General features: G+C 40.3%; 20 protein-coding genes and 1 pseudogene. All 21 read left to right on the forward strand.

The features are described 5' to 3' along the window. Window positions 1-108: 108 nt before the first annotated feature. Window positions 109-2,421 (forward strand): annotated as a pseudogene (locus C8N29_RS17380) (matrixin family metalloprotease); the annotation flags it as partial. A gap of 267 nt (window positions 2,422-2,688) precedes the next feature. Then, window positions 2,689-8,217, forward strand: coding sequence for a VCBS domain-containing protein (locus tag C8N29_RS17385; protein ID WP_338025959.1), 5,529 nt, complete (start codon window positions 2,689-2,691; stop codon window positions 8,215-8,217). 462 nt (window positions 8,218-8,679) lie between these two features. Continuing rightward, window positions 8,680-9,939: a tyrosine-type recombinase/integrase gene (locus C8N29_RS15345; protein ID WP_107866948.1), complete on the forward strand. Its 1,260-nt coding sequence runs from the start codon at window positions 8,680-8,682 to the stop codon at window positions 9,937-9,939. Between the two features lie 4 nt (window positions 9,940-9,943). Next, window positions 9,944-10,753, forward strand: a complete 810-nt coding sequence (locus C8N29_RS15350) for a Fic family protein (RefSeq protein WP_107866949.1) — start codon at window positions 9,944-9,946, stop codon at window positions 10,751-10,753. Between the two features lie 75 nt (window positions 10,754-10,828). Next, entirely contained in the window at window positions 10,829-11,071 is a 243-nt protein-coding gene (locus tag C8N29_RS15355; protein WP_107866950.1) for a type II toxin-antitoxin system TacA family antitoxin, read from the forward strand. 213 nt (window positions 11,072-11,284) lie between these two features. Beyond that, window positions 11,285-12,133 (forward strand): hypothetical protein, encoded by an 849-nt coding sequence (locus tag C8N29_RS15360; protein ID WP_146164485.1) that lies wholly within the window; start codon window positions 11,285-11,287, stop codon window positions 12,131-12,133. 228 nt (window positions 12,134-12,361) lie between these two features. Continuing rightward, window positions 12,362-12,592 carry a helix-turn-helix transcriptional regulator gene (locus C8N29_RS15365; RefSeq protein ID WP_107866952.1) on the forward strand — a complete coding sequence of 77 codons (231 nt, stop codon included), beginning with the start codon at window positions 12,362-12,364 and terminating at the stop codon, window positions 12,590-12,592. Window positions 12,593-12,594: 2 nt separating this feature from the next. After that, window positions 12,595-12,855, forward strand: coding sequence for a hypothetical protein (locus C8N29_RS15370; protein WP_107866953.1), 261 nt, complete (start codon window positions 12,595-12,597; stop codon window positions 12,853-12,855). Further along, the gene (locus C8N29_RS15375; protein WP_107866954.1) at window positions 12,848-13,414 is read left to right on the forward strand and encodes a hypothetical protein; all 567 of its coding nucleotides are present in this window, start codon (window positions 12,848-12,850) and stop codon (window positions 13,412-13,414) included. The genes C8N29_RS15370 and C8N29_RS15375 overlap by 8 nt, the downstream gene beginning before the upstream one ends. Next, window positions 13,411-13,668 carry a hypothetical protein gene (locus tag C8N29_RS15380; protein WP_107866955.1) on the forward strand — a complete coding sequence of 86 codons (258 nt, stop codon included), beginning with the start codon at window positions 13,411-13,413 and terminating at the stop codon, window positions 13,666-13,668. Before C8N29_RS15375 ends, C8N29_RS15380 begins: the two co-directional genes overlap by 4 nt. Next, on the forward strand, window positions 13,665-13,886 hold the full coding sequence (locus tag C8N29_RS15385) for a hypothetical protein (RefSeq protein ID WP_107866956.1): 222 nt from the start codon (window positions 13,665-13,667) through the stop codon (window positions 13,884-13,886). The genes C8N29_RS15380 and C8N29_RS15385 overlap by 4 nt, the downstream gene beginning before the upstream one ends. Continuing rightward, a complete protein-coding gene (locus tag C8N29_RS15390) occupies window positions 13,886-14,104 on the forward strand; it encodes a hypothetical protein (protein WP_107866957.1) in 219 nt (72 codons plus the stop codon). Before C8N29_RS15385 ends, C8N29_RS15390 begins: the two co-directional genes overlap by 1 nt. Beyond that, a complete protein-coding gene (locus tag C8N29_RS15395; RefSeq protein WP_107866958.1) occupies window positions 14,094-16,982 on the forward strand; it encodes a DUF927 domain-containing protein in 2,889 nt (962 codons plus the stop codon). Before C8N29_RS15390 ends, C8N29_RS15395 begins: the two co-directional genes overlap by 11 nt. 343 nt (window positions 16,983-17,325) lie before the next feature. Further along, entirely contained in the window at window positions 17,326-18,279 is a 954-nt protein-coding gene (locus C8N29_RS15400; protein WP_107866959.1) for a hypothetical protein, read from the forward strand. Between the two features lie 294 nt (window positions 18,280-18,573). Further along, window positions 18,574-20,220: a TIR domain-containing protein gene (locus tag C8N29_RS15405; RefSeq protein ID WP_107866960.1), complete on the forward strand. Its 1,647-nt coding sequence runs from the start codon at window positions 18,574-18,576 to the stop codon at window positions 20,218-20,220. Window positions 20,221-20,258: 38 nt separating this feature from the next. Beyond that, a complete protein-coding gene (locus tag C8N29_RS15410) occupies window positions 20,259-20,816 on the forward strand; it encodes a TIR domain-containing protein (protein WP_107866961.1) in 558 nt (185 codons plus the stop codon). Continuing rightward, window positions 20,816-21,286, forward strand: coding sequence for a hypothetical protein (locus C8N29_RS15415; RefSeq protein WP_204509374.1), 471 nt, complete (start codon window positions 20,816-20,818; stop codon window positions 21,284-21,286). The genes C8N29_RS15410 and C8N29_RS15415 overlap by 1 nt, the downstream gene beginning before the upstream one ends. A 144-nt stretch (window positions 21,287-21,430) precedes the next feature. Next, on the forward strand, window positions 21,431-22,219 hold the full coding sequence (locus C8N29_RS15420; protein WP_107866962.1) for a toll/interleukin-1 receptor domain-containing protein: 789 nt from the start codon (window positions 21,431-21,433) through the stop codon (window positions 22,217-22,219). A 75-nt stretch (window positions 22,220-22,294) separates the two neighbouring features. Next, on the forward strand, window positions 22,295-23,194 hold the full coding sequence (locus C8N29_RS15425; protein ID WP_107866963.1) for a toll/interleukin-1 receptor domain-containing protein: 900 nt from the start codon (window positions 22,295-22,297) through the stop codon (window positions 23,192-23,194). 137 nt (window positions 23,195-23,331) lie between these two features. Further along, window positions 23,332-23,574, forward strand: a complete 243-nt coding sequence (locus C8N29_RS15430; protein WP_107866964.1) for a hypothetical protein — start codon at window positions 23,332-23,334, stop codon at window positions 23,572-23,574. A gap of 288 nt (window positions 23,575-23,862) precedes the next feature. Then, window positions 23,863-24,750, forward strand: a complete 888-nt coding sequence (locus C8N29_RS15435; RefSeq protein ID WP_107866965.1) for a DUF4365 domain-containing protein — start codon at window positions 23,863-23,865, stop codon at window positions 24,748-24,750. The last annotated feature ends 90 nt before the right edge of the window (window positions 24,751-24,840 follow it).

Genomic DNA, 24,840 nt, shown 5'->3' on the forward strand with positions numbered 1-24,840 from the left:
CATTCAGCCAATGGCTGGTTGAGTCCAAATGCTTTTATGCAAAAGCATCTACTACTTTTAGAGGGTACAACTGTCTAATTTTCTGGCTAGGATCAATATGGCGGTAAAGGAAACGATATTTTAATGGCAGAGGATTTTAACGATCAATTGTATGGAGAAGAAGGTGATGATGTCTTAGAGGGAGGGACAGGTAATGATTATTTAATCGGCGGCAAAGATAATGATATTTATATATTTAATCTGGGTGATGGCATAGATACGATTATTGAATCTTCCTCAGATTTAGTTGGGGAAAAAACAAAGAATTTGGTCTATTTTAAGTTTGATAGTCAACAGATAAATCAAGTTATTCGAGACCAGAACAATTTAGTGATTATTTATGGCGCAAGTCAAAGTCAAGTGACGGTTGTTGACTATTACACCGAGCATAATACCTCCCATCATAGCGAATTGAATACACAAACGGGTATAGAAGCGGCTGAGCAAGCCCCTGAAATCAGTGAATTTGTCTTTGATGATGGTGTGGTATGGGATAAAGAATCTATTTATCAACTCGCGCCGCCTGCTGCCCAAGAGCCAGAACCTGCTAATCCTAATATTGCCTATTTTATTCAGGCTTTAGTCAGCCAAGAAACCATTAAGAGCTTGGGTAAAACCACATTGAGTTATTGTTTTGCCTCAACGCCTACTATCGAGCAAAATTTCAAATTTTTTACGCAAACACATAAGGACGCTATTCAACAGGCTTTAGCGGTATTTGAGCAACAGTTAAATGTTCGCTTTGTTGAGTCAAGTACACAAACCGCAGATTTTAGCTTTTTTATGGATGACTTAACGAGCGCACAAGCAGGTGCGGCTGCAGGATATGGCAATGCACAGACAGGTGAAATACACCTTAATTCAAGGTTATTTGCGAATAAAAATGATGCATTTGACCAAGGACAGGTGGGTTTTGAAGTCTTACTTCATGAAATAGGACATGCTTTAGGATTAAAGCATCCATTTGAATATCCTATTTTACCAAGCGAAGAAAATACACAACAACATACCGTGATGTCTTATAACTCTAACCAAGTGAATGATACGCAACTTGGGTTATTTGATATTGCCGCTTTACAATATTTATATGGTGTTAATCCTGATATTCGCACACAGGATAATGTTTATGGAATTAATGACCGTTATATTGCGGATGCTGCGGGTAATGATGGTATAGATTTTAGCCAATCTATCTTAGCCGTCACGATTAACCTAAATCAAGGTGGATGGTCATTTGAAGGCGTAAAATCCCCCAGTATTTTGGAAGATAAGCAAGTCTTTATTGGTTATGGCAGTGTGATTGAATATGCCATTGGCGGTCATGATAATGACTCCTTAGTTGGTAATTATGCCCATAATACGTTATTGGGACAAGATGGAAAAGATACGCTGATAGGTGGACAGGGAAATGACACCTTAATGGGAGGATATGGAGCAGACAGTTATTATTTTTATCAAGGGGATGGTGTTGACTCGATTATTGAATCAGACGACCAAAATAGCGTTCACTTATATGGCGTGAATCTAAACTGGCTGTATGTCTATGAACAACAACTACATTATACAGCTCAAGACACAGTTATCCTTAACTTAGCACACATTAATACATGGATTATCAACGGCCAACAATACAGTGCTTTAGAATTTGAGGCGATTTATCAAGGTTATGCGTTATCAGTAGACACGATTATCTTGGCGCAAGATAAAACAAACGCCTTATTACTGGGAAATGCGCAGGCTAATATTGTTGGCAACAGTCAAGATAATCTTTTACGCGGCAATAACGCCAATAATTTACTAGAAGGTGGTTTGGGGGCGGATACCTTAGTGGGTGGCTTAGGTGACGATAAATATCAGATAGATAGTATAAACGACCATATTCTCGAATTATTAAACCAAGGTGATGATACGGTATATAGCGAGGTTGATTACACACTCGGAGAGCATCTAGAAAACTTGATACTGATGGAGGCAGCCATACAGGCTGTAGGTAATCAATTAGCCAATCGAGTAGAGGGTAATTCCCTTAGTAATCAATTAGATGGTAAAGCGGGTGCAGATACCTTACTGGGCGGATTAGGTGATGACCAATACACAGTCGATGATTTGCACGATGAGCTGATTGAATATGAGGGGCAGGGTGTAGATAGCGTGCTGAGTTATATTCAATCCTATCAATTAGCCTCACATATTGAGCAATTAGTGTTAGCCAACCAATATGATGTCTTAGATGGACAAGGCAACCAAAGTAATAATCAGATTATGGGTAATCAGCAAGCCAATACGCTACACGGTGATTTGGGCAATGATACCTTAATGGCAGGTGCAGGGAATGACACCTTAATCGGAGGTTTGGGTAATGATAGCTTAAATGGGGGGCAAGGTGCAGACCTGTATACTTATCGTTATGGTGATGGTTTAGACACTTTATATGGCGATACTTTAAGTGAAGATACTTTAGAGATTAACTTACATCTGTCGAGTATGGATTTTGTACAGGTGAATGATGACCTGAGTATCAGACTCAAAAATAATGAGCAGTTATTAACCATCAAAGATTATTTTAAGAATCATGGTCAAACAGGTGCCACCTTAGCCTCTATTATGACGGGCGATAATATCTATCTTCACTATCAAGATATTATCCGTATGACACGGGTAGAAGGCACCCATGAAAATGACTGGCTTGTGACATCTGATTTTGAAAAGCAAATCTATGTCCTAGAAGGCAACGATACGGTTTTTGCAGGAAACGGTAACGACTCCATATATGGCGGGGCAGGTAATGACCTATTAGTTGGCAATCAGGGTAATGATTATTTGTTGGGTATGGCAGATGACGATGTACTGCAAGGTAGCATAGGTGATGACACCTTAGAGGGTGGAGCAGGAGATGATGTATTGTATGGTGAAGATGGAAATGATCATCTCAGTGGTCAAATAGGTGAAGATAGTTTGGTCGGTGGTCAGGGTGACGACATCTATTATGTGGATGCAGACGAACTCACATGGATTGATGATGTGAATCATACGGGTTATTTACAATTTAGCCAAAATCAATCAGGCACACAGGCAGCACTGATTACACATTTTTTTAGAAATAGTTTAGGCCAGCCCTTTTTATATCAGCCGGAAGATATTACACGATTTGCTGATGGGGTGCGTATTCACCATGATGTATCCACTCAACAGTTAAGCATAAAGGGAATAGATAGCGATACGCAGTTGATTATTAATCATGTTGATTCGCTCAATCCATTGGCGGCATTGACGTATACCATTGATTGGGATGGTTTATGGTTTAGTGATGCGAGCGGTACCATTATCCGTGACCAGATTTATCAGTTAGATGCCTTAGTGGCAGACGCTAAGGTGTTGACTACAGGCACACACGCACATGATGTCATTTATGCGCTCAGTCAAACAAAAACAAATACCGTACATGCAGGTGATGGGAATGATACGGTTTATGGTGCGGCTGGTGACGATTATATCATGGGTGAAGCTGGCAGCGACTTATTATCAGGGCTACTAGGTAATGACTACGTAATCGGTGAAGAGGGAGATGACGAATTACTGGGCGGCTTAGGGCTAGATACTTTGCTGGGAGGTATGGGGAGTGATAGTTTAATTGGCGGTGATGATGAAGATTTACTCGATGGAGGACAAGGTGCAGATTTGATGCAAGGTGGAATGGGTAATGACCAATACCATGTGGATGATATAAATGATCAAATTATCGAGTCAGGTTGGCAATGGCATACGGACTTTGGCTATTGGGTTACAGGCGGTGTCGATACAGTGATATCTCGACTTAATTACCAGTTAGGAGAGAATCTTGAAAATCTTGTATTGCTATCGGATGCCCAAATAGGCACTGGTAATTCGCTTAATAATCAGATAACAGGAAATGATACTGCTAATCAACTCCGTGGTCTTGAAGGAAGCGATACCCTATTGGGTGGTGCAAACAGTGACATGTTATGGGGTGGAGATGCAGGTGACTATTTGTCTGGCGATGATGGAGATGATTTGATTTATGGTGAGTCAGGCCGTGATGAGTTACTTGGTGCAGCAGATAATGATACCCTGATTGGGGGTGATGATCACGATACTTTAGTTGGGGGTATGGGTGATGACCTAATGATAGGTGGTCAAGGTTCGGATCGTTATGAAGTTGATAGTCTAAACGACCAAGTGATTGAATACAGTCAGGAAGGTTTTGATGTGGTATTAAGCACGATAGATTATCGTGCGCCCAGTGAAGTAGAAGGAGTTAGGCTAGTCGACAATTATCTGCTGACAGGCCAAACACAAGACTTAATTGCCTATGGCAACGCCTTAAATAACAGTTTACTTGGCAATGCAGGACATAACTTTTTAAGTGCCGAATGGGGGAGTGATTACTTAGATGGCGCAGGAGGTAATGATAGCCTTGATGGTGGCGAAGGGAATGATACTTTACAGGGCGGTATAGACGATGTGTATGTCGTAGTGACGCCAGAACCCAATGGGCAAATAGTCACGATTGTTGAGATGTCAACGAATGATGATGTATTAGATGGAGGCATGGGAGACGATCAACTGGATGGAGGTTCTGGTAGTGATCGTTTATGGGGCGGTGAGGGCAATGATACGTTAATGGGAGGGGGTGCACAGCGAGATTATATCGTTGTCAATGAAGCCTATTATGAAATTATAAACCAGCCTGTATTAGCCAACGATGACTATTTGGATGGTGGACTGGGTGACGACTATCTAGAAGGCATGAGTGGTAACGACACGTTATATGGTGGCGAAGGCAACGATTATTTACACAGCGGTGATATAGAGTACGAGCGCGATGAGCCTGATTGGACAACGATTAGCAACTATTTAGATGGTCAAGCAGGTAATGACACACTGTATGGGGGCAATGGTCAAGATACGCTCTACGCATGGGATGATGGCGGATATGATGAGTTAGAGGGCGGCTATGGCGATGATGTTTATTATATAGATGGCTACTACAGCGCTGATATCAATCACCTAGAGCAAATTTTTATGGATGATGGGAGTCATTGCGGCTTACTCTCAGGGGATATTGACTATAGTCACTATTTGAAAACGAATTACGCCGTTACCGATTCTGTATGGGAAAATGTAGACGGTGGTTATGACATTGTATATAGCCGTATGAGTGTTCGTTTATGGGGAGACATAGAAGAAGTGCATTTAATCGGCGATGTCAACGCCGATATAGTAGGTAATGATTTTAATAATCGACTGATTGCTAACCATCGTCATAACATCTTAGATGGTGGCTTAGGTGCTGATACGCTGATTGGTGGATTAGGCAATGATATTTATATTATTGATGATGCCAGTGATGTCATTAACGAGCTAACTAACCAAGGGCAAGATATCGTTATTAGCATGCTGAATGGTTACCAATTAGCCTATGAGGTGGAAACCTTATATCTAGGCACTGGTGTGTATCAAGCACAAGCGAATGATTTAGATAACCTTATCTTGGGTAATGGCTTAGACAATCACATTCAAGGTTTAAGTGGTCATGACCGTATTCGTGGCGCAGAAGGTAATGATACGGTATTAGGTGGCGCAGGAGATGATAGCTATATTTATTATGCGGGTGATGGCGATGACATCTTTATGGATGAACAGGGTCTAGATACCCTACATTTATCCTCAGACATTCAGTTAGATAACTTACTCTTTAGTTACGATGACCAAGACTTAGTGATTAATTTTAATCACCTGACGGGCAGTATTCGTTTACAGTCATGGCTGAGTAACGAACAGCGCATAGAACAACTGAGTTTCTGTGGCAGCACTGATAAGATTCAGTTAAGTGATATAGCACTCAATCATGCCCCTATTGTTATTCATGATAATCAAGATATCAATGAAGATGCCACCTTAATCGGGGGTAATGTACTCCATAATGACAGTGATCCCGATGGCGACAGCTTGGTAGTAGTCAATGCAGGAACTTATCAACTCAATTATGGCATTTTAGCACTGAGCCACGATGGAAACTACACGTATACCTTGACTCAGAGTCCGATTGTGCAGACGCTAGGTATAGGTGAGCAACTGACTGAACAGTTTGAAGTTTGGGTCAATGACGATAAGGCTACAGTAGCCTCAAGTCAAAATTTACTGACTATTCGTATTATGGGTGAAAATGACGCACCGATATTACAAGCTGATGTAGTGATGATTGATGAAGATATAACAGCCGTTTCAGCAAATTTATTAATCAATGATAGAGATATTGATAATACAGATATTCTAGAAACCGTGACACAGCAATATCAAGGTCAATATGGTACTTTAACCATTTCTCATGATGGCAATTATGACTATCAAGTGAATCATCTGGCTACCCAACAATTGAGTGCGGGGCAATTAGTCACAGAGACGTTTAACTACCAAGCAACTGACGGAATGGCTTTTGAGAGTAGTCAATTATCTATACAAATTAATGGTGTTAATGATGCGCCAATTGCGACTCATACGATTGCTAAGCAATCAGCAAATGTCGGTCAGTCTTGGTCTTTAGATCTTCCCGATATCAGAGACCTATTTAATGATATAGACCAACTAGATCAGTTAACATGGCAATTAGATGCCCTTAATCAGACAATGCCCACGTGGTTACAGTTTAATCCTGAAACGGGGTTAATTTCGGGCGTTCCTACCGAGATGTTGTCCTTAGCTTTACGTTTAACAGCAAAAGATAATCATGGCTTGACAGCATATATTGATTTTCAACTTCAGATTAATCAAGCAAGCGGATTGGCATTGATGGGCAGTGATGGTAATGACAAATTAATAGGGAGTTACTATAACGATACCCTCAATGGAGGGTTAGGTAGTGATACTCTGCAAGGAGGTCAAGGCGATGATATTTATTATGTTGATACACCAGTACAAAATTGTTATCAAAAAGGTAATGAAGGCTTAGGTAATGGCGAAGATCCGCCCCCTGCAGGCCATTGTGAGAATCAAAATGATGGTGCAGGTAGCAGTATCGGTCATCCTGCACACCAGCACCATAAAAAAAATGATGACGCTCATGAACAGCAACAAAGCCATAAACCACATAATACAAATTGTCAGCAGTTAAATCCAAATACATGTATGACAGGTGATTGGGTGATTGAACTCAATAATCAAGGCAATGACCGCGTAAAAAGTACTGTTGATTATACCCTGCCCGATTTTGTTGAAGTGTTAGAGTTGTTGGGGCTAAAAGCATTAAGTGGTATTGGCAATAGTTTAGACAACATGATTATAGGGAACGCGGCGGATAACTTATTAAATGGGGGGTTAGGCAAAGATACACTTATGGGTGGGGTAGGAAATGATGTTTACTATGTAGATAATAGTCTTGATGTGATTGATGAGTCGTTTGGTCAAGGTTTTGATACTGTACAAAGTACAGTGACTTATACATTGTCTGACCATTTAGAAAAACTTATCTTGACTGGAAGTCAACATATCAATGCAACGGGTAATCAATTAGACAATTATTTGGTAGGTAATCATGGTCGTAATATGTTGATGGGTAAGGAGGGAAATGATATTTACTATGTGGGTAAAAATGATTCAGTGATTGAACAACATGAGCAAGGTATAGATACCGTCGTCAGTGATGTGAGTTGGATATTGACAAATCATATTGAAAATATTGTCTTGACGGGTTCAGATAATATCTCAGCCACAGCGAATAATCAGGCAAATCAATTGCAAGGTAATACTGCAAATAACACACTCACAGGCTTGGCTGGTAATGATACCTATATCTTTGCTAAAGGGTGGGGCGTCGATACGATTATTGATAAAGATACTACCTTCTCTAATAAAGATACCGTTATTTTTGAACAGGGCATTAACTATAATCAATTATGGTTTAGTCGTTCGGCAAATAATCTACAAATTAGTTTGTTAGGTACGTTTGATAAAATTCTTATTAAGGATTGGTATCAAGGCACAAGTAATAGAATAGAAGAGTTCAAAACAGCGGATGGCCATGTTTTAGACCATAGTAAAGTGAATCAATTAGTACAAGTCATGGCCTTAATGCCTATGCCTACCAATATATTAGGAGTGAATGCGGTACAGCAATCGCATGTGGCTAATGTATTATCTAGTGTATGGTGTGTACTATAGCGTGGGCTATATCAGACCTAATGTGAGCAAACACATTAGGTCTGATGGTAATGTTAATCAACTAAGTGATTTATGATACAAGCCTAATGATAGCAATGGACTTTGGTGAGAAATCACGTAAATATTATCATGACCAGTCTGATATTGCTTGATTAACATTAGCTACATGATATGCAGTCATTTTTTGGTCACTTGTGTTAGGAAATGGGAAATAAAAAAGCCCTGCATATTTGCAAGGCTTTGATATATATAAGAAATTCTGGTGGCTATGGCGAGACTCGAACTTGCGACCCCAGCATTATGAGTTTTAGGATAATACATCACTGTAGATAACTGTGTTACACTGTAAATAACTCAAGCCCTTTATTATCAATGGTTTGACATCACGCTACATCATTTAAGATACATTTAAAGTCATTCTATGCTGTAGCCCCCGTGTAGCCCAGAGATTTTAGGTGATTTATGGACGATAAGACTTTTAACTTCACCAAAGCAAAATTAGATGGCCTTCCTTTACCCGTAAAAGACCGAGAAACCTACTTCGATAAAACAGTAAAAGAGTTGCAACTCCGCATTACTATCAAAGGTACAAAATCATTTGTTTTAACGAGGCGAGTCAATAATAAAATTGTTCGTGTCACGCTAGGGCGTTATCCCGCGATGACCATTGACCAAGCCCGAACCGAAGCCAGAAAACAATTAGGTTTGATGGTGACAGGGATAGATCCTAACAAAGCCAAAAAAGCCGAACGAGCCAAAGGCACGACACTCGGTCAATGTTTAGAGGATTATTTGTCTATTCGTGCAAGCCTTGCCGAAAACACCAAAAAAGGCTATCGATCAATGGTCAATAATCATTTATCAGATTGGAAGAATAAGCCGCTCAAAGATATTGACCGCGATATGGTCGCTATTCGCCATAAAAAGATTATTGAAGGTGGCGAAGCAATTGCTGCTAATAATGTGATGCGATGTTTACGTGCATTATTTAACTTTGCCCATGGTCAATATGAAGATGAACACGGCAAACCCTTCTTTACTGACAATCCAGTCACTCGTATTTCCCATACTAGAGCTTGGGCACCTGAAACAAGACGCAAAACCATTTTAAGAGCAAGTGAGCTACCGCTTTGGATTCAAGCTGTAGAAGCACTACGTGCTAGTGATGAAAACCATATAGACGCATCGCCCAGTACCGTGGCAGATTACTTAGAATTTTGTCTTTTTAGTGGGTTAAGACGGGATGATGTCTTATCCTTAAAATGGGAACAAATCGAATTGGATACAGCTTTGATGCATCCAGTCATCCATAAAAAGCAATCTGAAGTAATAACCTTGCCTTTATCTGATTATTTAGTGGTAATTCTTAAAAAACGTGCACAGATTCGCGTTAATGAGTATGTTTTTGCAGGACGAGGAGGGCAGGGACGTTTTGATGAGCCGAAACGACAAATTGCTAAGGTTGTTAAAATCTCTGGTATTCAGTTTTCATCTCATGACCTAAGGCGTACCTTTATATCAGTTGCTGAGAGTTTAGATATATCCACTTATGCTATTAAGCGTTTGTGTACCCATAGCTTAGGTGGTGATGTTACGGCTGGTTATATACAAATGGATGTAGAGCGACTACGGGCACCCATGCAAAAAATCACTGATTACTTTTTGAAAGCAATGGGGAAAACTGATACCGCCGATGTGGTTAATTTATTAAAACAAGGTTGATGATATGAAGTTTTTAGAGGGACTCGATAAAGATTTAAAACGTACTGTATTAAACCAGTTACGCGATATTTGGACACATACAAGCACAGCCCTAGAAGGTAATACACTGACATTAGGTGAAACATCATTCATTTTAAATGAGGGTTTAACCATTGGTGGCAAGTCCTTACGCGAGCATCACGAAGTTGTTGGCCATGCCAAAGCGATTGACATTATTTTTGAATTATTGGCCAATCGTAAAACTATCACACAAGATGATTTATTTACCCTACATAGAGCCGTACAAACTCAAGTTGTCATTGATATTTTTGAACCTGTTGGCGAATGGAAAAATGAACCTAATGGAACGTATGGCCGCGATAGTCAAGGCAAAATGATTTTTATTAACTTTGCCAGTCCGCAAGATGTTCCTCTTTTAATGACTCAATGGCTTAATAAACTTAATGATTATTTAGCTCAATCCTTAGATGTAGAAAGCGTATTACAAGCCTATACCGCCTTGCATATTGCTTTTGTGTGGATTCACCCCTTTGCCGATGGTAATGGCCGTATGGCGCGATTATTGGCTAATTTGGTAATTTTAAAAGCTGGACTACCACCCATTGTGATTGCCAAAGAACAACGACAAAAGTACCTAGCATTACTCAATCGTTTTAATGAGCAAATGGGCGAAGCTAATCGCCATAAATCAGTTGATTTACCTATAGATGTGATTGAAGATTTTATGAGTTTTGCCAAAGAATGTTGGCAAGAGTCACTACAAATTATTGACCAAGCTAAGCAGATACAAACGACAAGAAATAGCACCCTGTAACTCACTGGAACTTGTTGTAGGGCATTTACAATGCCTATAATGTACGCTACATCAGTGTACATGAGAGGGCTTATCATGCAGACTACTGCAGCCGAACGTATTCATTTACGAGCATCTTTTGAGGCGAAACAAACCATTGAACAAGCTGCCGCTTTATCAGGTGTGAGTGTAAGTGCTTTTGTTTTAGAACACGCTTATCAAGCAGCGCGTAAAGCAATACTTGAACAACAACAAATTAGGCTTTGTCGTGAAGATTGGGCGGCATTAGAGCAAGCCTTAGATAATCCACCACCACCCCTCAAGCAATGCGTGATTTAATGGCAGGAAAGTCTGTTTGATGAAAGCAGCGAGTTTTTATCAAAGACTAGGTTTTCAATCATTCCCACAGCAACTACTCACTTTGTTTTTTTCTGTTGCCTCGTTGGTAGCAAGTATTTAACCGAATTACCACACCTAGCCTAACAAGGTGAAAGAACGGCAATCCTTAGCTGTTTTTATCTTTTTTTAATGGATAGCGTCAAGGGGCGCAAATTGACTGACTATAAGAATCATTTATTAAAGTTTATTAATAATTTTATTGAATTACCTAAAAATCCTAAGCAAGCAGCTAATTTAATTACTCGTGCTAGAGCTTTGTTAGGTAGAAGGAAAAATGAAGAGATAGAATCCTTAGATAATAGTATTACTTTTGTAATTGATGATTTTTCAAAATTATTAAAACAAGAGCATGGCGGCAATTATAAAAGATATATGGCAACTGCATTGAATATTCACACAGATATTGATTTATTAAAACATTGCTTAAATGAGTATAATTTTTCATATACAGACAATAATTTGTCAAAAGTAACGATGTCTGATTACTTTGCTGTGTATGGTGTTCGTCATGTAGCTATAGCGCATCTTGTTGTAACAAGCCAACCACCTCAAGGATTAAGCGATAAGGATAGAGCCTCTTTTCGTTTTGAACAAACACAACAAGCACATGATTTTATGTTTACTGCTTTAGAATGCATTAGTTATGCCGAACAATTAAAAACTACAGAAAATCTTATACTTAAAAATGAGTTTTTAGAACTCGAAAATAATCAACTGAAACAAAATCAACAGGTAGAAATAAAAAAACAAGCTAAAAGAGAAATATCTAAAAAAGCGTCAGATGCGGCTAAAAAATCTCATTATAAAGACTACCAAGAAAAAGAAAAAGTTATCAATTGGCTATCTCAATATGGATATAAGGATAATTTTATTTATCGAACCAATAATAAAATAGCTGAGGAGTTATTTAGACTGGATATATTTAATATAAGTTTTAATACGCTATTAAAATATATCAGTGAATATAAAAAAGAGCATTTAAAACCATCAAAAACAGCTTAAAAAAGCATCACGCCTGCTAGCAGACCATATACTCTGCAAGTAAAGCATATAGCTTGCTAGTAGAGTATATACTCTGCTAGTAGGCTGATTGAATCGTTAAAAATTCTGCATATTATAGGAATCCTTCATCACTGGAGGACACCTATGCAAAGTGTAACCCTTGCCAAAAGCACCCCAAATTACGCTATATCATTGGAATCCTCTAAACAAAATCCTAGAGGATTGACTATGCCTAGCACCGATAAAGTTACCCCAATTCGCGGTAATGATTTAACCCTTGTTGACAACAAGCAAGCTGCACAAATTCTACAAATTAACGAAAAAACATTAACCAACTGGCGTAGCAGTGGCAAAAGCCCCAAGTACGTCAAAGTTGGCCGATGTATTCGCTATCGCCTTTCTGATTTAACCGCATGGATTGAAGCTAATAGCCGTAATCATACTGGCGAGGTGGCTTAATAATGCCTAAAGCTAAAAAACCGCCTTTGTTGATATGGCAACCACGCGGTAAAGAACAGCCAAGCCCGACCATTGTTAGGCCGTTTATTGTTAAAGCGGCGGATAGGCTACCTGTACCCATTTATTACCTAAACAAAACAGGCGCATGGACACCCATAGAAAACGGATTTGCTATTCCTAGAGACCGTATTCAAGACCTGATTGATGTTCTTAATCAAGCCTTAGCAATGCCTTATCCTGATAAGGAGCAAACCCATGAATAAATATCTAAGCTCCCCATTTTTGAGGAGCGAGAAAACGATTGCTTTAAATACCTCCCCTGTGGAGGACTTCAATAAAATCAGTACGATAGCTTTGCCTATTTCTTTACTGGCAAGTTGTCAGCCTAGTTATGTCGAAGTGGGAAAATCCCTATTTGGTAGCAATTCAGATTTTCTGCCACAATTGAATAAAATCAGCTACTTATCACCTTTAACAGTTAGTAAAGAAAAAGACTTTTTAATTTATCTTTTATTTAGCATTGACTTGATAGTGGTGACTGGTAATAATTTAAAGCAAGAGCTTCAGAACCTCTTCACAACCGTACAGCATCACACGATAGTTGGTGTTTTTTTATGCCTGTCTTTTAGCAATTTGCCTATTTTTGGCAAGTTGTGCTTTGCCCTTGCCTTAGTTTATCTATGGTGGGGAGGACGCGGAAATAAGCCTTTCGGGGCGAATACCGTGTGCCGTCGTTGTAACGGTTCTGAACCTCCCTGCCGCCCTACATTTAGGGTCAATAACACAAACATTCATACCCTTCAGAAAGGTACAACAATATGACTAATCAAAACCATAACGCCCCAGTTGCGTCTAAACCCTTTGCCCTCATTTGCCATTTTGAAGTGCCAACAACAGAGCTTGGCCCTGATTTAATACCCAGTGTTAAGGTAGTTATTGGCCATTACCACACCCAAGAAGAAGTTAAACAAGCACGGCAAGCCATTCAACATCCCGCATTAATGGCAGCTTGGATGTATCAATCATTTATTGATGATGATTGTACCGCTTCCGAATATGTAGGAGGTGTGCAATGAATCACGTTCAAGCGGCTAGCTCCGTTCCTTACTATTTGGCTATTTGTCATTTTGAAGTGCCAACAACCGAAAACAATCCTGAATTTATTCCCAGTGTCAGTGTGTGTCTTGGTATGTTTTCAACGCATCGAGAGGCTTTTAATACAGCGCGTGAATATGCCGATGCTAACTATGCCGCTCTTATTGGTTTTAGTGCTGTTCGTCATGGGGGTGTGTAATGAAGTCTTATCAAACAAAACATTCATTTGATACGGTTTTAGGTTGTTTTTTTGCCACCCAAAAATTGAGCAATCAAACGAGCATTGATGCTTTTTTAGCACGTCAAAAACGTATTAAAGCGCGTCGCCAAGCGCAAAATACAGGCAATACGATTGCAGCTACCGCCACCGCCAACGCTGATACAAGCGATAATCAGGGGGTGAATCATGTTGAATGATATTAGCCTAGAAGTTGCAGCCATTGCCTTAACTTATATTGACGCACACAACCGCGATACATGGCTCAAAGTTGGTAATGCCTTAAAAACCGAGTTTGGTTCTAGTGGTTTTGATGTGTTTGATAACTGGAGTCAAACTGCCGACAACTACGATGCAAAGGCCGTAAAAAGCGTATGGCGTAGTTTGACAGTAGGCAAGGTCAACATTGGTACAGTGATATACCTTGCCAAACAAAACGGCTTTGATATTAGCAAGCACGAAGTTAAACCCATTGACCCACAGGAACAGGCCGCACGACAAGCCAAGCACGAACAACAAGCGCGTGAAGCCGAAGCCCACGAAAAAGCGGAAAAAGCAGCTTTTGAGATGTTAATAAAAAACATTATCCAAGCAAGCAATGACGCACTTTCTACCCCCTACACCGATAGTAAAGGCATAACTACCACTGGCTTGTTGTCTATCAATAGCAACGAGCTACACGCCTTTAAACACCCTTTTAACCAATATAACGGTAAGCCCGAAAGTATTGGCTATGCACTGCAAGGCTTAATTACGCTTGTACCGTTTTGCGATTTAAAAACAGGTGAGTTTGTGAGGTTGCAAGGGATTAGCGGTGTAAAAGCCACTGAGGGCAAAGACAAAGGCCGTTATATCAAACGATGGATAGGCAAAGGTGATGGTTATTACTGGTGTGGTGACATTCTTAATCAAGGCAAGCCCAAAGTGATTACTGAGGGTATGAGTGATGCACAAACCATTCACGAATACACCAACGATAATTTACCGACTTTAGCCGCTGGAAATGACGGCTCTTTAAAAAAAGCAGCCTTAGCCCTACGCGCTGAGTGTCCCCATCACCCCATTATTGTATTTGGTGATAACGATGTACACGGTGGCGGCCAAGCAAAAGCGAAAGCAGCCGCAACAGCCATAAACGCTATTTTTATGCTACCGCCGAGTAAATACAAAGATGTAAACGAGTGGGTACTTGCTGAGGGTGCAGAGAGTTTAAATAAGATGATTGATGAAGCGATACAAACAAAAAAGGCCGTACCCCCTAGCGAAGATGGTAGTACAGCCCCTTTAGAGAGCGACTTAGCAACTGACAGTGTAGACCATGGGATTAATAATAGCGAACATCAAGCCAAAGAAGATACACGCAAAGGCACGTACTTCTTCTTAAATGAAGAGCATCCCGTTACCGAAAAACGTGGCGTGTACTTTGTTGGCATGAGTAAAGAAGGCAAATATTTACCGCCCATGCAGGTGTGTGGTGTATTAAAGATTAAAGCCATTACCCGAAATCAAGACCATCAAGAACACGGCTTTTTATTGGAATGGCTAGATCGAGATAATCATAAACACTACTGGTCGATGCCTGCCGAACTCTTTAAAGGGGATGGTGCAGATTATCGCGGTCAATTACTCAGTTGTGGTTTGTATATTGCCCCCACTGCCAGCGCACGTATGCGCCTTGCAGAATACATCCAAAACCATCATACGCCATCAAGAGCCTTATGCGTGGATAAAACAGGCTGGTATCAACAACTGTTTATTACTCCACACCGCACCTATGGCAAACAACCTGACAACGAAATGGTGATTTATCAATCGTCACAATCCTTTGTCAGTGGTTATCGTCAACATGGCTCATTAGAAGATTGGCGCGAAAAAGTAGCGGCCTTGTGTGTAGGAAACAGCCGTTTAGTGTTTTCGATTTGCGTGGCATTTGCAGGGGCATTATTACGCTTAGCTCATGAAGAAAGTGGCGGTTTTCATTTACGTGGCAATAGCTCTGTGGGCAAAAGTACAGGCCAACATCTCGCTTGTTCGGTTTGGGGTAGTCGTGACTATAAACAAACATGGCGAGCCACCATTAACGGCTTAGAAGGCATTGCGGCTTTGTATAACGATGGTTTGTTGGTACTGGACGAAATGGCACAAGCCGACCCTAAAGCCATTGGCGAAACGGTCTATATGCTCGGTAATGAGCAAGGCAAGATTCGCAGCCAAAAGAGCTTAATCCCTCGTAAAAACCTGACATGGAAACTGTTGTTTTTATCGTCAGGGGAATTAAGCCTAGAGCAAATGATGCGTGATGGTGGCAAAAAGACCAAAGCAGGACAAGAAGTCCGTTTAGTCGATATTGCCGCCGATGCAGGTAAGCGGATGGGCATGGTTGAACAATTAAATGACTTTGCCACGGCTAAGGAGTTTATGGACACCTTAAACCGACGAACTAGCCAATATTACGGCACAGCAGGTCATGCCTTTTTAGAAGCAATTACTCAACAACCTGACGAGATCGGCCAGTTTTTAAAAGAGTTTAAACAACGTTTTATTAAAACGAATGTTGTGCAAGGAGCCAGTGAACAAGTGTCACGGGTGGCCAGTCGTTTTGCTTTGGTTGCGGCTGCAGGTGAAATGGCCACGGATTTTGGCATTACAGGTTGGAAAAAGGGCGAAGCCTATCAAGCAGCCATTGCCTGTTTTAATGCGTGGCTAGACGGACGAGGTGGCATAGGCAACCAAGAAGTCAGAGCCATTAAATCACAAGTCCGCGCCTTTTTTGAAGCACATGGCGAGAGTCGTTTTGCCGATTGGGACGATAACCCTATCAATCCTAGAACCGTGATTAATCGTGCTGGCTTTAGAAAAAAACAGCCTGATGGGGATGTTTTTGCGGTATTGCCCGAAGCCTATAGCCATGAAGTGTGTGCAGGATTTGATGTCAAAACAGTCAATAAGGTACTGATTGAGGCTGGCTGGATTACACCAGAAAAGGATGGTAAAGCAGCCCAAAGACCGACATTACCGAGTATAGGTCGAACACGTGCGTATATCTTCACGCCGCTGTTATGGCAAGAAGATAACTAAGGTTTAGTGATTTGTATATTTTATGGTGTCCTACGTGTCCCTTGTGTCCTAAAGCTAGCCTAAGCCTTATGTATCAAGGGTTCTAATCGGACACCATATCAATATAACTACAAATTCACTTTATGTCCTTACGTGTCCTCTGTGTCCTAAAAAACTGAATTTTAAGTTTATGGGACACGTGGGACACCATAGGACACAAAACTTTAAATAGTATTTTATTGCACGTGTCCTTAAGCTAAGCCTTATGTATCAAGGCTTATAGACCTATCGGGACACGTGGGACACCTAGGACACGTATTTTTATATATGTGACTTGTGTGTCATGTGTGAATGGGACTAGACCATGAACCTAAATCATTTATTTTCTGTGATGAACACAGAGACTTTAGCGAAAAAAATTCAGCCTGATATAAACAATGATTCTGTCATTTTAGCCAATAATACTAATGAGCAAGCAGCTAATGACCCTCACCCGAAAGGAGAGATAAAACCAGTCCTACAGGTAGCGGCTCAAATTGAGCCACTAAAAGATGGAGCAGACTTACCACCATTGGAGGACGGACAGCTAAAACGCAAAAGTGAGGACAAGCAATCGCCTGAAAATTTAGGAGATGTACTCAAAACTGAGGGGATTCCTCAAATTGAGGAAACCTCTACCACTGGCAGGCTTACACCCATGGCGGAAACCTCCGCAGTGGAGCAACAACCCCCATTTAGCCTAAACAATTACAGTCATTGTGTGACTTGCAACCAGTGCGAGCATTTATCTTTTACTGGCACTTGTAAGCGATTAGGCAAACGCGTATTGCCCAATGTGATGCGTGAATGTGACTCGTTTAATATGCTCAAAACTGAGCGTATCTCACCAGTAAATAGTAAGCCACACACAAAAGATGAACTTCACCACTTACTTAACCAAGCAGCAAAACCGCTATATCATCACTTGATAGATTGCCAACAATGCAGCCTAGAAGATACCCTGTATTGTGTAGAAGGTTTTGGCTTAGGCAATACCTTTGATTGTTTATTACTGTGCTTTGATGATGCAGCCAATAAACGCTATGAGCTAATGAATCAGGTCATTAAAGCACGTGTATCGAGGCGTATGCAGTTTGTAGGCTTAAGCAGTGATAATGCACCGCTACCCATGCAAACCGCGCCTATAACGCGAAAATGTGGCAATACTCCGCAAGATGAGGCGTTTATCAATCACTGGACAGCTTGTAAGGTATGTAAGCCAAACTTAAGCCGATATTGCAGTGAGGGACAACGTTTAGAAAAGGAGGCTAATTGTTAATTTTTACATGATTTATCAGCTCGTCAAAAATGACGAGCGTGGGTGTATCCAGTTTTGGATATACCTTTTTTTCTTTGTTTAAAAATTAATTGATATAGGCTGCTTTTGGGTCTACATTCGGTCTTTATAGGCATTGTTAGTATTTAGCTGTAAACACATTTCGCGGTTAGCAAATAATAATGCTTTAGGTGTTTTCTAACGTGACTATTAAAAAAATAAGTGATAAACACAGTAATTCTAGTTGTTGGCTAATTGCGTGTGCAAATTAAGTTGAGCACAAAAGGACTAATAGTTATGAGTCATAAAGATACACGGCACGAATGGGATGTGTTTATTTCTCATGCGTCAGAAGACAAAAGCGATGTGGTGCGCCCACTTGCAGAGGCTCTAGCTCGTCGTGGACTGCGTGTTTGGTACGACGAATACACCTTGAAACTTGGAAACTCAATTCGTCGTGAAATTGATCGTGGGTTGACCTCTTCTCGTTTCGGCATAGTAGTTCTGAGCCCGTCGTTTATGCAGAAAGAATGGCCGCAGAAGGAGCTTGACTTTCTCGTTTCTGTCGATGATGCACGGAGCCGGAGGATTCTCCCTGTTTGGCACAACTTAAATGCAAAGCAAGTGCAAGACCATTTTCCCCTTCTTGCAGACCGCATTGCGGTAACAACTGATGCTGGCATTAGCGCGATCGCGGATAAGATGGTCGAGGCCATTGTAGCGACGCAAGATGACGGTTGTCCCAGGCCACTGGAAGAGCTCTCTCAACAACGGCTTTACGATCTACTTGTAACTCAGCCGGGTGTCAAGACCAGCCATCTTCAGTCTATGCGGATCTTGCACGTTGAAGACGAACCTTTACAGGGTCTATTACTTGCGCAAAATATCGAAAAAGCGGTGGGTGCTCGGTGTGACGTCGCGGCCGAAGGGATTGAAGCGCTGGATAAACTGAAACAAGGTTCATTCGACATTGTTCTTTCGGACATCATGATGCCGCGAATGGGCGGCCTTGAATTATATTTACAAATAAACGCCCTGTATCCTGATCTTCCAGTAGTGTTCGTGAGTGGTTTTTCTGAGTATGACAAATTACCATGCGCAGGTTACATTCTAAAGCCTTATAGTGTAGATGAAATCATAAATAAGGTTGCAGATATTCTAGATGACGCAGGACTATTTAGGTTATCTCACTCATTGTTTACTGACGGAAACCTGACATACCGTCAGTTATCTAGTGGCCGTGACATAATAAGTCTGTTTCTAAGCCGATATCGGTCGGACGATCTCTTCGAAAGTGCTTTGCGGCACAAAATCAAAGATGTTGTTCGAAAGTTCTGCCAGCAAACCCACAAAGGAATGACAGGCGATAAGGTCGCGAAAAATCTTGTCACTAACCTTTCGCGTCTTGAGAAGCTTATGGAGCAAATCCGGCATGGCTCTAAGAATGGCCTTTACAAAATACTGCGAGGCATTGAGGAAGACATTCATTCAGAGCGGCCAGGCGTCACAATGTCAATCCTAAGCCCTAAGCGACTTCCGGCAAGCATTGCTGGAGCAGACGCGGAAACGTTCTTGGCTTTGTGTATCATGGAGTTCATCGGGAACGCTTTGGATGCTATTACGAAAAAGGCATCTATTCGGGTAGTTGTTCGGACCAAGAAGACTAGGAACGCCTTGTTTGCTTCCGTGTGGAATGACGGGCCGGAGATTCCTGAGAACATGGCATCTAGGGTATTTGACGAGGGAGTCTCATCAAAAGGGGAAGGCCGCGGAATGGGACTGTATATCATCAAGCGAATTTCAGAGCGTTTTGGTGCAGAGGTGTCTCTTGATCAAGCAGATGGAGTGCAGTTCTCAGTTGTGTTGCCACTTGAGCAACAAGTAGTACCCAACAAACGTTTCCAGTCGGATTTGCCTTCCGTGTCGCTCGAGGTAAACCGCTGAAACGCGCCGTTAGGTTTTAGAGTAAGGAGAAGTAAAGAATGGCATTATATGGAAACAATCAAAGGCACAAGGTCTTTGTAAGTTATCATCATGCGAATGATCAAGCATATCGCAATTACTTCGAAAGTTTATTTGCAAACACTCACGATGTTATGATCTCAAAATCAGTACAAATTGGTGATATTAATACAAATATAACGACAGAAACTATTAGGCAAAAAATCAGAGATGAATATCTAAGAGACTCAACTGTTACAATAGTGCTAATAGGCTCGCGAACATGGCAACGTAAGCATGTTGATTGGGAGATTGGCTCAACAATCAGAGATACGATGTATAATCCAAGAGGTGGTTTGCTTGGTATTCTACTTCCAACTTACCCTCGTACCGATTTAAGTAAATACGATCCTCACACTATTCCTCCTCGCTTATATAATAATATTCAATGTGGTTATGCAAAAATATATAATTGGAGCAATAATCCAGTGCATATAAAAAATTGGATACATGAAGCATTTGAAGCAAGAAGTAAAATACTTCCTGACAACTCTTATCCAAATTTTGTTAATAATTGTTCAGGGGAGCGGTGGCAATAATGAAATGGCGCGAGTGGCTTGAAAATTGGAATATGTCTTCATTAAAAATTAGTGTGCCTTTTCTTGAAATGGAATGGAAACCCATAGATGAAGATAAAGCCGCTGCTTGGGAGCTGTATATTGAATTGCTTACAAGAATTACGACACAATCATTAAGTCTTGAACATGGGGATGAAAAAACTGCTCTTGAAAGCATACATTCATTATTTTCAATAACGAGACAGGTTTTAAAGAGCAATACTAGAAAATGTACTGAATTTACAAAAATTGCAATAGTAGTTCTAAATCAGGTTATTAGACCATTTACGGCAAAATGGCATCGCTTATGTCTACAAGGAGCATTTAATAATCCAGTCCAATGTGCGGAATTTAGAGTTGAATTGATATTATTGCAAAATACATTGAGGCAATATACTAAGATGCTTGCTGACATGGCTGGTGTTGAAGATTTAACTACATTGGAGCTTTAACCTAACTACAGTAATCAACAGCGACAAGTGCCCAGCCGATTATTGTGTTAATTTTTATGATTCTGAAGTAGTCTCAGTTTTTAATTTTATTGTTGGGTACTTGCGTGTTATGCGCCTAGTTAGAAACAAACGGATCAGCATACTATGAGTTCAGTTTTCTTAAGTCATTCTCATACTGACAAACCATTCGCTCGGAAGTTGGCTGCGGGTCTAAGAGCTGCGGGGCACGTTGTGTGGATTGACGAAGCAGAGATAAACATTGGTGACTCACTTGTAGCCAAGATTCGTGAGGGTCTCGATCAAGTCGATTTTGTAGCAGCCATTCTCTCGGAAGCCTCCATTTCAAGCGAGTGGGTCTCGCGAGAACTAGATATCGCATCGAATCGAGAAATCGACGAGAAGCGAGTCGTGGTGTTGCCCCTTCTAGTTCAAAAAGTCGCGTTGCCAGGCTTCCTAAAGGGAAAATTTTACGCAGACTTCACGGTAGAAGAGAAATACGAAGAGCAGCTTGCTCTGGTAGTGCGAGCACTTGGGCCTGCTCAAACAGTGCCACAAATTTCGGCCAGTGAACTGGAAAAGCTGAGAGAAGAGCTGAACATGGCTAAGGAAGCGATAAGGCTGCACGGAAACGAAATTGAAGCGCACAGGCGCATTGCCCTCAAAGGCAAAAGCGAAAAGCTAGTTGAGGCAATTCGCCAAGCTAATGCTAGATTTCCACAGCATGCGCCAATCAACAGCACTTATGCATTTATGGTTGGGAGCGAAGAAACAGGTATTGTAGTCACTCTTGACTATCTAATGTGGGCAATTGCGAAGGCCAAACGAAAGGGTGCCACCCCTATAGACATGGTTCTGTCCATCGAAAATAAGTGGGATGCAGTAGAAGCCATGATTAGTGCTTACTCAGAAATGATAGACAGTGCCAATGGTTAACTATTGGTTCAATCTGAGGCCTTCGCCTTCGCTCCGTTGCGGCATAGCGGCAGGTTAAATAGTGAGGAGTATGAAATGCCTGTGTTCATAAGTTACTCTCATAGCGATAGCGAGTTTGTTGATAAGTTTGCAGCTCATCTCGTGAAGCAAAATACGCATGTTTGGGTCGATAAATGGAATCTTAATGTGGGAGATTCAATTGTTTCTAAAGTTCAAGAAGCAATTGAAGAATCAAGTGCTTTGCTTGTTGTATTGTCAAAAGCCTCTGTTGAGTCTGAGTGGTGTAAAAAAGAGATTAATTCTGGATTAATGAGGGAGTTAGACGAAAAAAAAGTCATAGTTTTACCGATCCTAATTGATGATTGTAAAATACCTCTTTTTCTAAGAGAAAAAATGTATGCTGACTTTAGAACCTCATTTGATAAAGGACTATCACTTGTAGCCGATTCATTGGCTAAAATATCAAATAGAGACCAAAGCCGTGTTGTGACTGGAGAGTATCATGCAGATTGGGGTATGGATTGGTCTGTTTCTGATAAAGGATTGCTTAATATAGATTTTACAATTGTAGAGCAAGCTAAAGATGCTCCTTACACTGTATTGACTCAAGTTTCCATATATTGCAATAAAGATGCTACAGCTCGCTACGAGCAATATAAAAATCTAGGTTTAGACTGGTTTGGCCGCTTTTTAATTACGACATTTATAACTGATGCGTTTAAAGATAAAGATATTAGATTTATTCTTGAAAATCCTAAAAAACACACTCAAAATGTAACTATCAGAGATGAAAAATCCAATATGGAATATACTGTAACGATTGTATCTCGTAGACTTGGCGAGGATACTGGTAAGGATATATTGATTAATATTTCTAGATATATGGCAGATATAGCAGGCTATGTTAAAGCAATCACCCGACCATTGACTAAAGCAGAGAGTGCGTTAGTTGGATTTATACTGATAAGTCGATAGAGTTTCTAATTCGCGTCAAGTGAGACAAGCACCCAGCCGATTATTGTGTTATTTTTGATTGTGCTGAGGTAATCTCAGCTTTTAATTTTGTTGTGGGTACAATCAGTTTTTGTTACTAAGTAACAAGGACAAAAGCCATGGCCAAAACCAACGCAGAACGACAAAAAGCCTATCGAGAAAATAAACAAGGTGATAAAGCTCTACACGTTTGGATTAGTGAAGAAGCCAGCCTTGCCCTAAAACGCCTCTCCTCTCATTACGATGAACCTCAAAAGAATATTATCCAAGAAATGATCTTATTAGCCGATAAAACAATTATTGATTCACTCGAAAAAGACTCTTATCAGTGGCAAGACTATTTTTCTGTAGATGACAAATAATTGTTACTTAGTAACGTATATTTAGGGGTGTATCCAGTTTTGGATATACCCTTTTTTTATCAAAAAATAATTGATATAAGCTTGTTTTAGGTCTACATTCGGTCTCTATAGGCATTGTTAGTATTTGGCCGTAAACTCATTGCATGGTTAGTCGATAAGAATGATGTCTTAGGCGTTTTGTAACGGTATTATTGGACAAAATAGTTAATAAACTAACAATATTCACGTTATTTTACATTTTGGTTTATAAATTAAGTTATGTGCAAAAAAAGAAGGTTCAAATATCCAATGAATGCAGGTGAAATAGGAACGGAAGCCGGCCGTATTTTTGAGTACAACCTACCTAGTAGCTGGATATTTCGTAGTCAAGAAGACCAAAATGATTTTGGTATTGATGGTGAAATTGAATTAAAAGACGATAACGGTAAAGCCTTAGGGAAAAATAGTGTATTTAAGGTTCAGATCAAAGGCGAAGAAAACTCGACATATATCAATAATGGTAAAGTATTATCATTTACGCTGAAGTTGGAACGGCTAAAATACTATTTTGAGTTTAAAATTCCAGTTATTTTAGTAGTAGTTGAAGTCTCTTCAGAAAAAATATATTGGCTGCCTATTACTAATGATGAAACCCTGAGAGCAAAAACTTTTGAATCAAGTAGTAGCGAATCAATACAAGTTCACCTTCCAATTGAAAATAATTTGGTTAGAAAACGTGATGAGTTGGCAAATAAATTATTAAGCTCTGTTATTGACTGTTGGGATCATCTAAATATAAAAGGGTTGAAGGAGTCAGTTGGTAGATTTCCATCTGTTAGCCCAACTTCACTTCAAAAGAATATTGAAGAAATTGGTGACGCTTTATTTAAAGCTCACCACCAGAAACTAAATAACCTACTGTTCGATAGAGACTTTACTGGCGTCTTTCAACAGGCGTCTGATATCTGTAAATCTCCTATAGTGCCAGCCAAAGATAGATTTGTAGCGCTATTATACTATTGGCAGGCATTTCAAACCTCCCCATTTACAAGCGTAAAGAGAGAAATACTAGAAGAGAACTTTAAAATTTGTCACTGGCTAATAAATTTAGCCAGAGAGCAGAAAAGTAAAGGTCATAGGCTAATTGCTATTGGTAAGTCTCGCACCGTAAAGTTCAAATTACAGCTAGAGCGGTAATCATCCCTAAAAATAACCGCTTTCAAAAGTAGAATTTTCTCGTAGGATAAACGCAGGAGATTCTGCATGAAGACATCAAAATTTAGTGAC

It is taken from the genome of Agitococcus lubricus, assembly GCF_003051055.1.
GTDB classification, from domain to species: Bacteria; Pseudomonadota; Gammaproteobacteria; order Pseudomonadales; family Moraxellaceae; genus Agitococcus; species Agitococcus lubricus.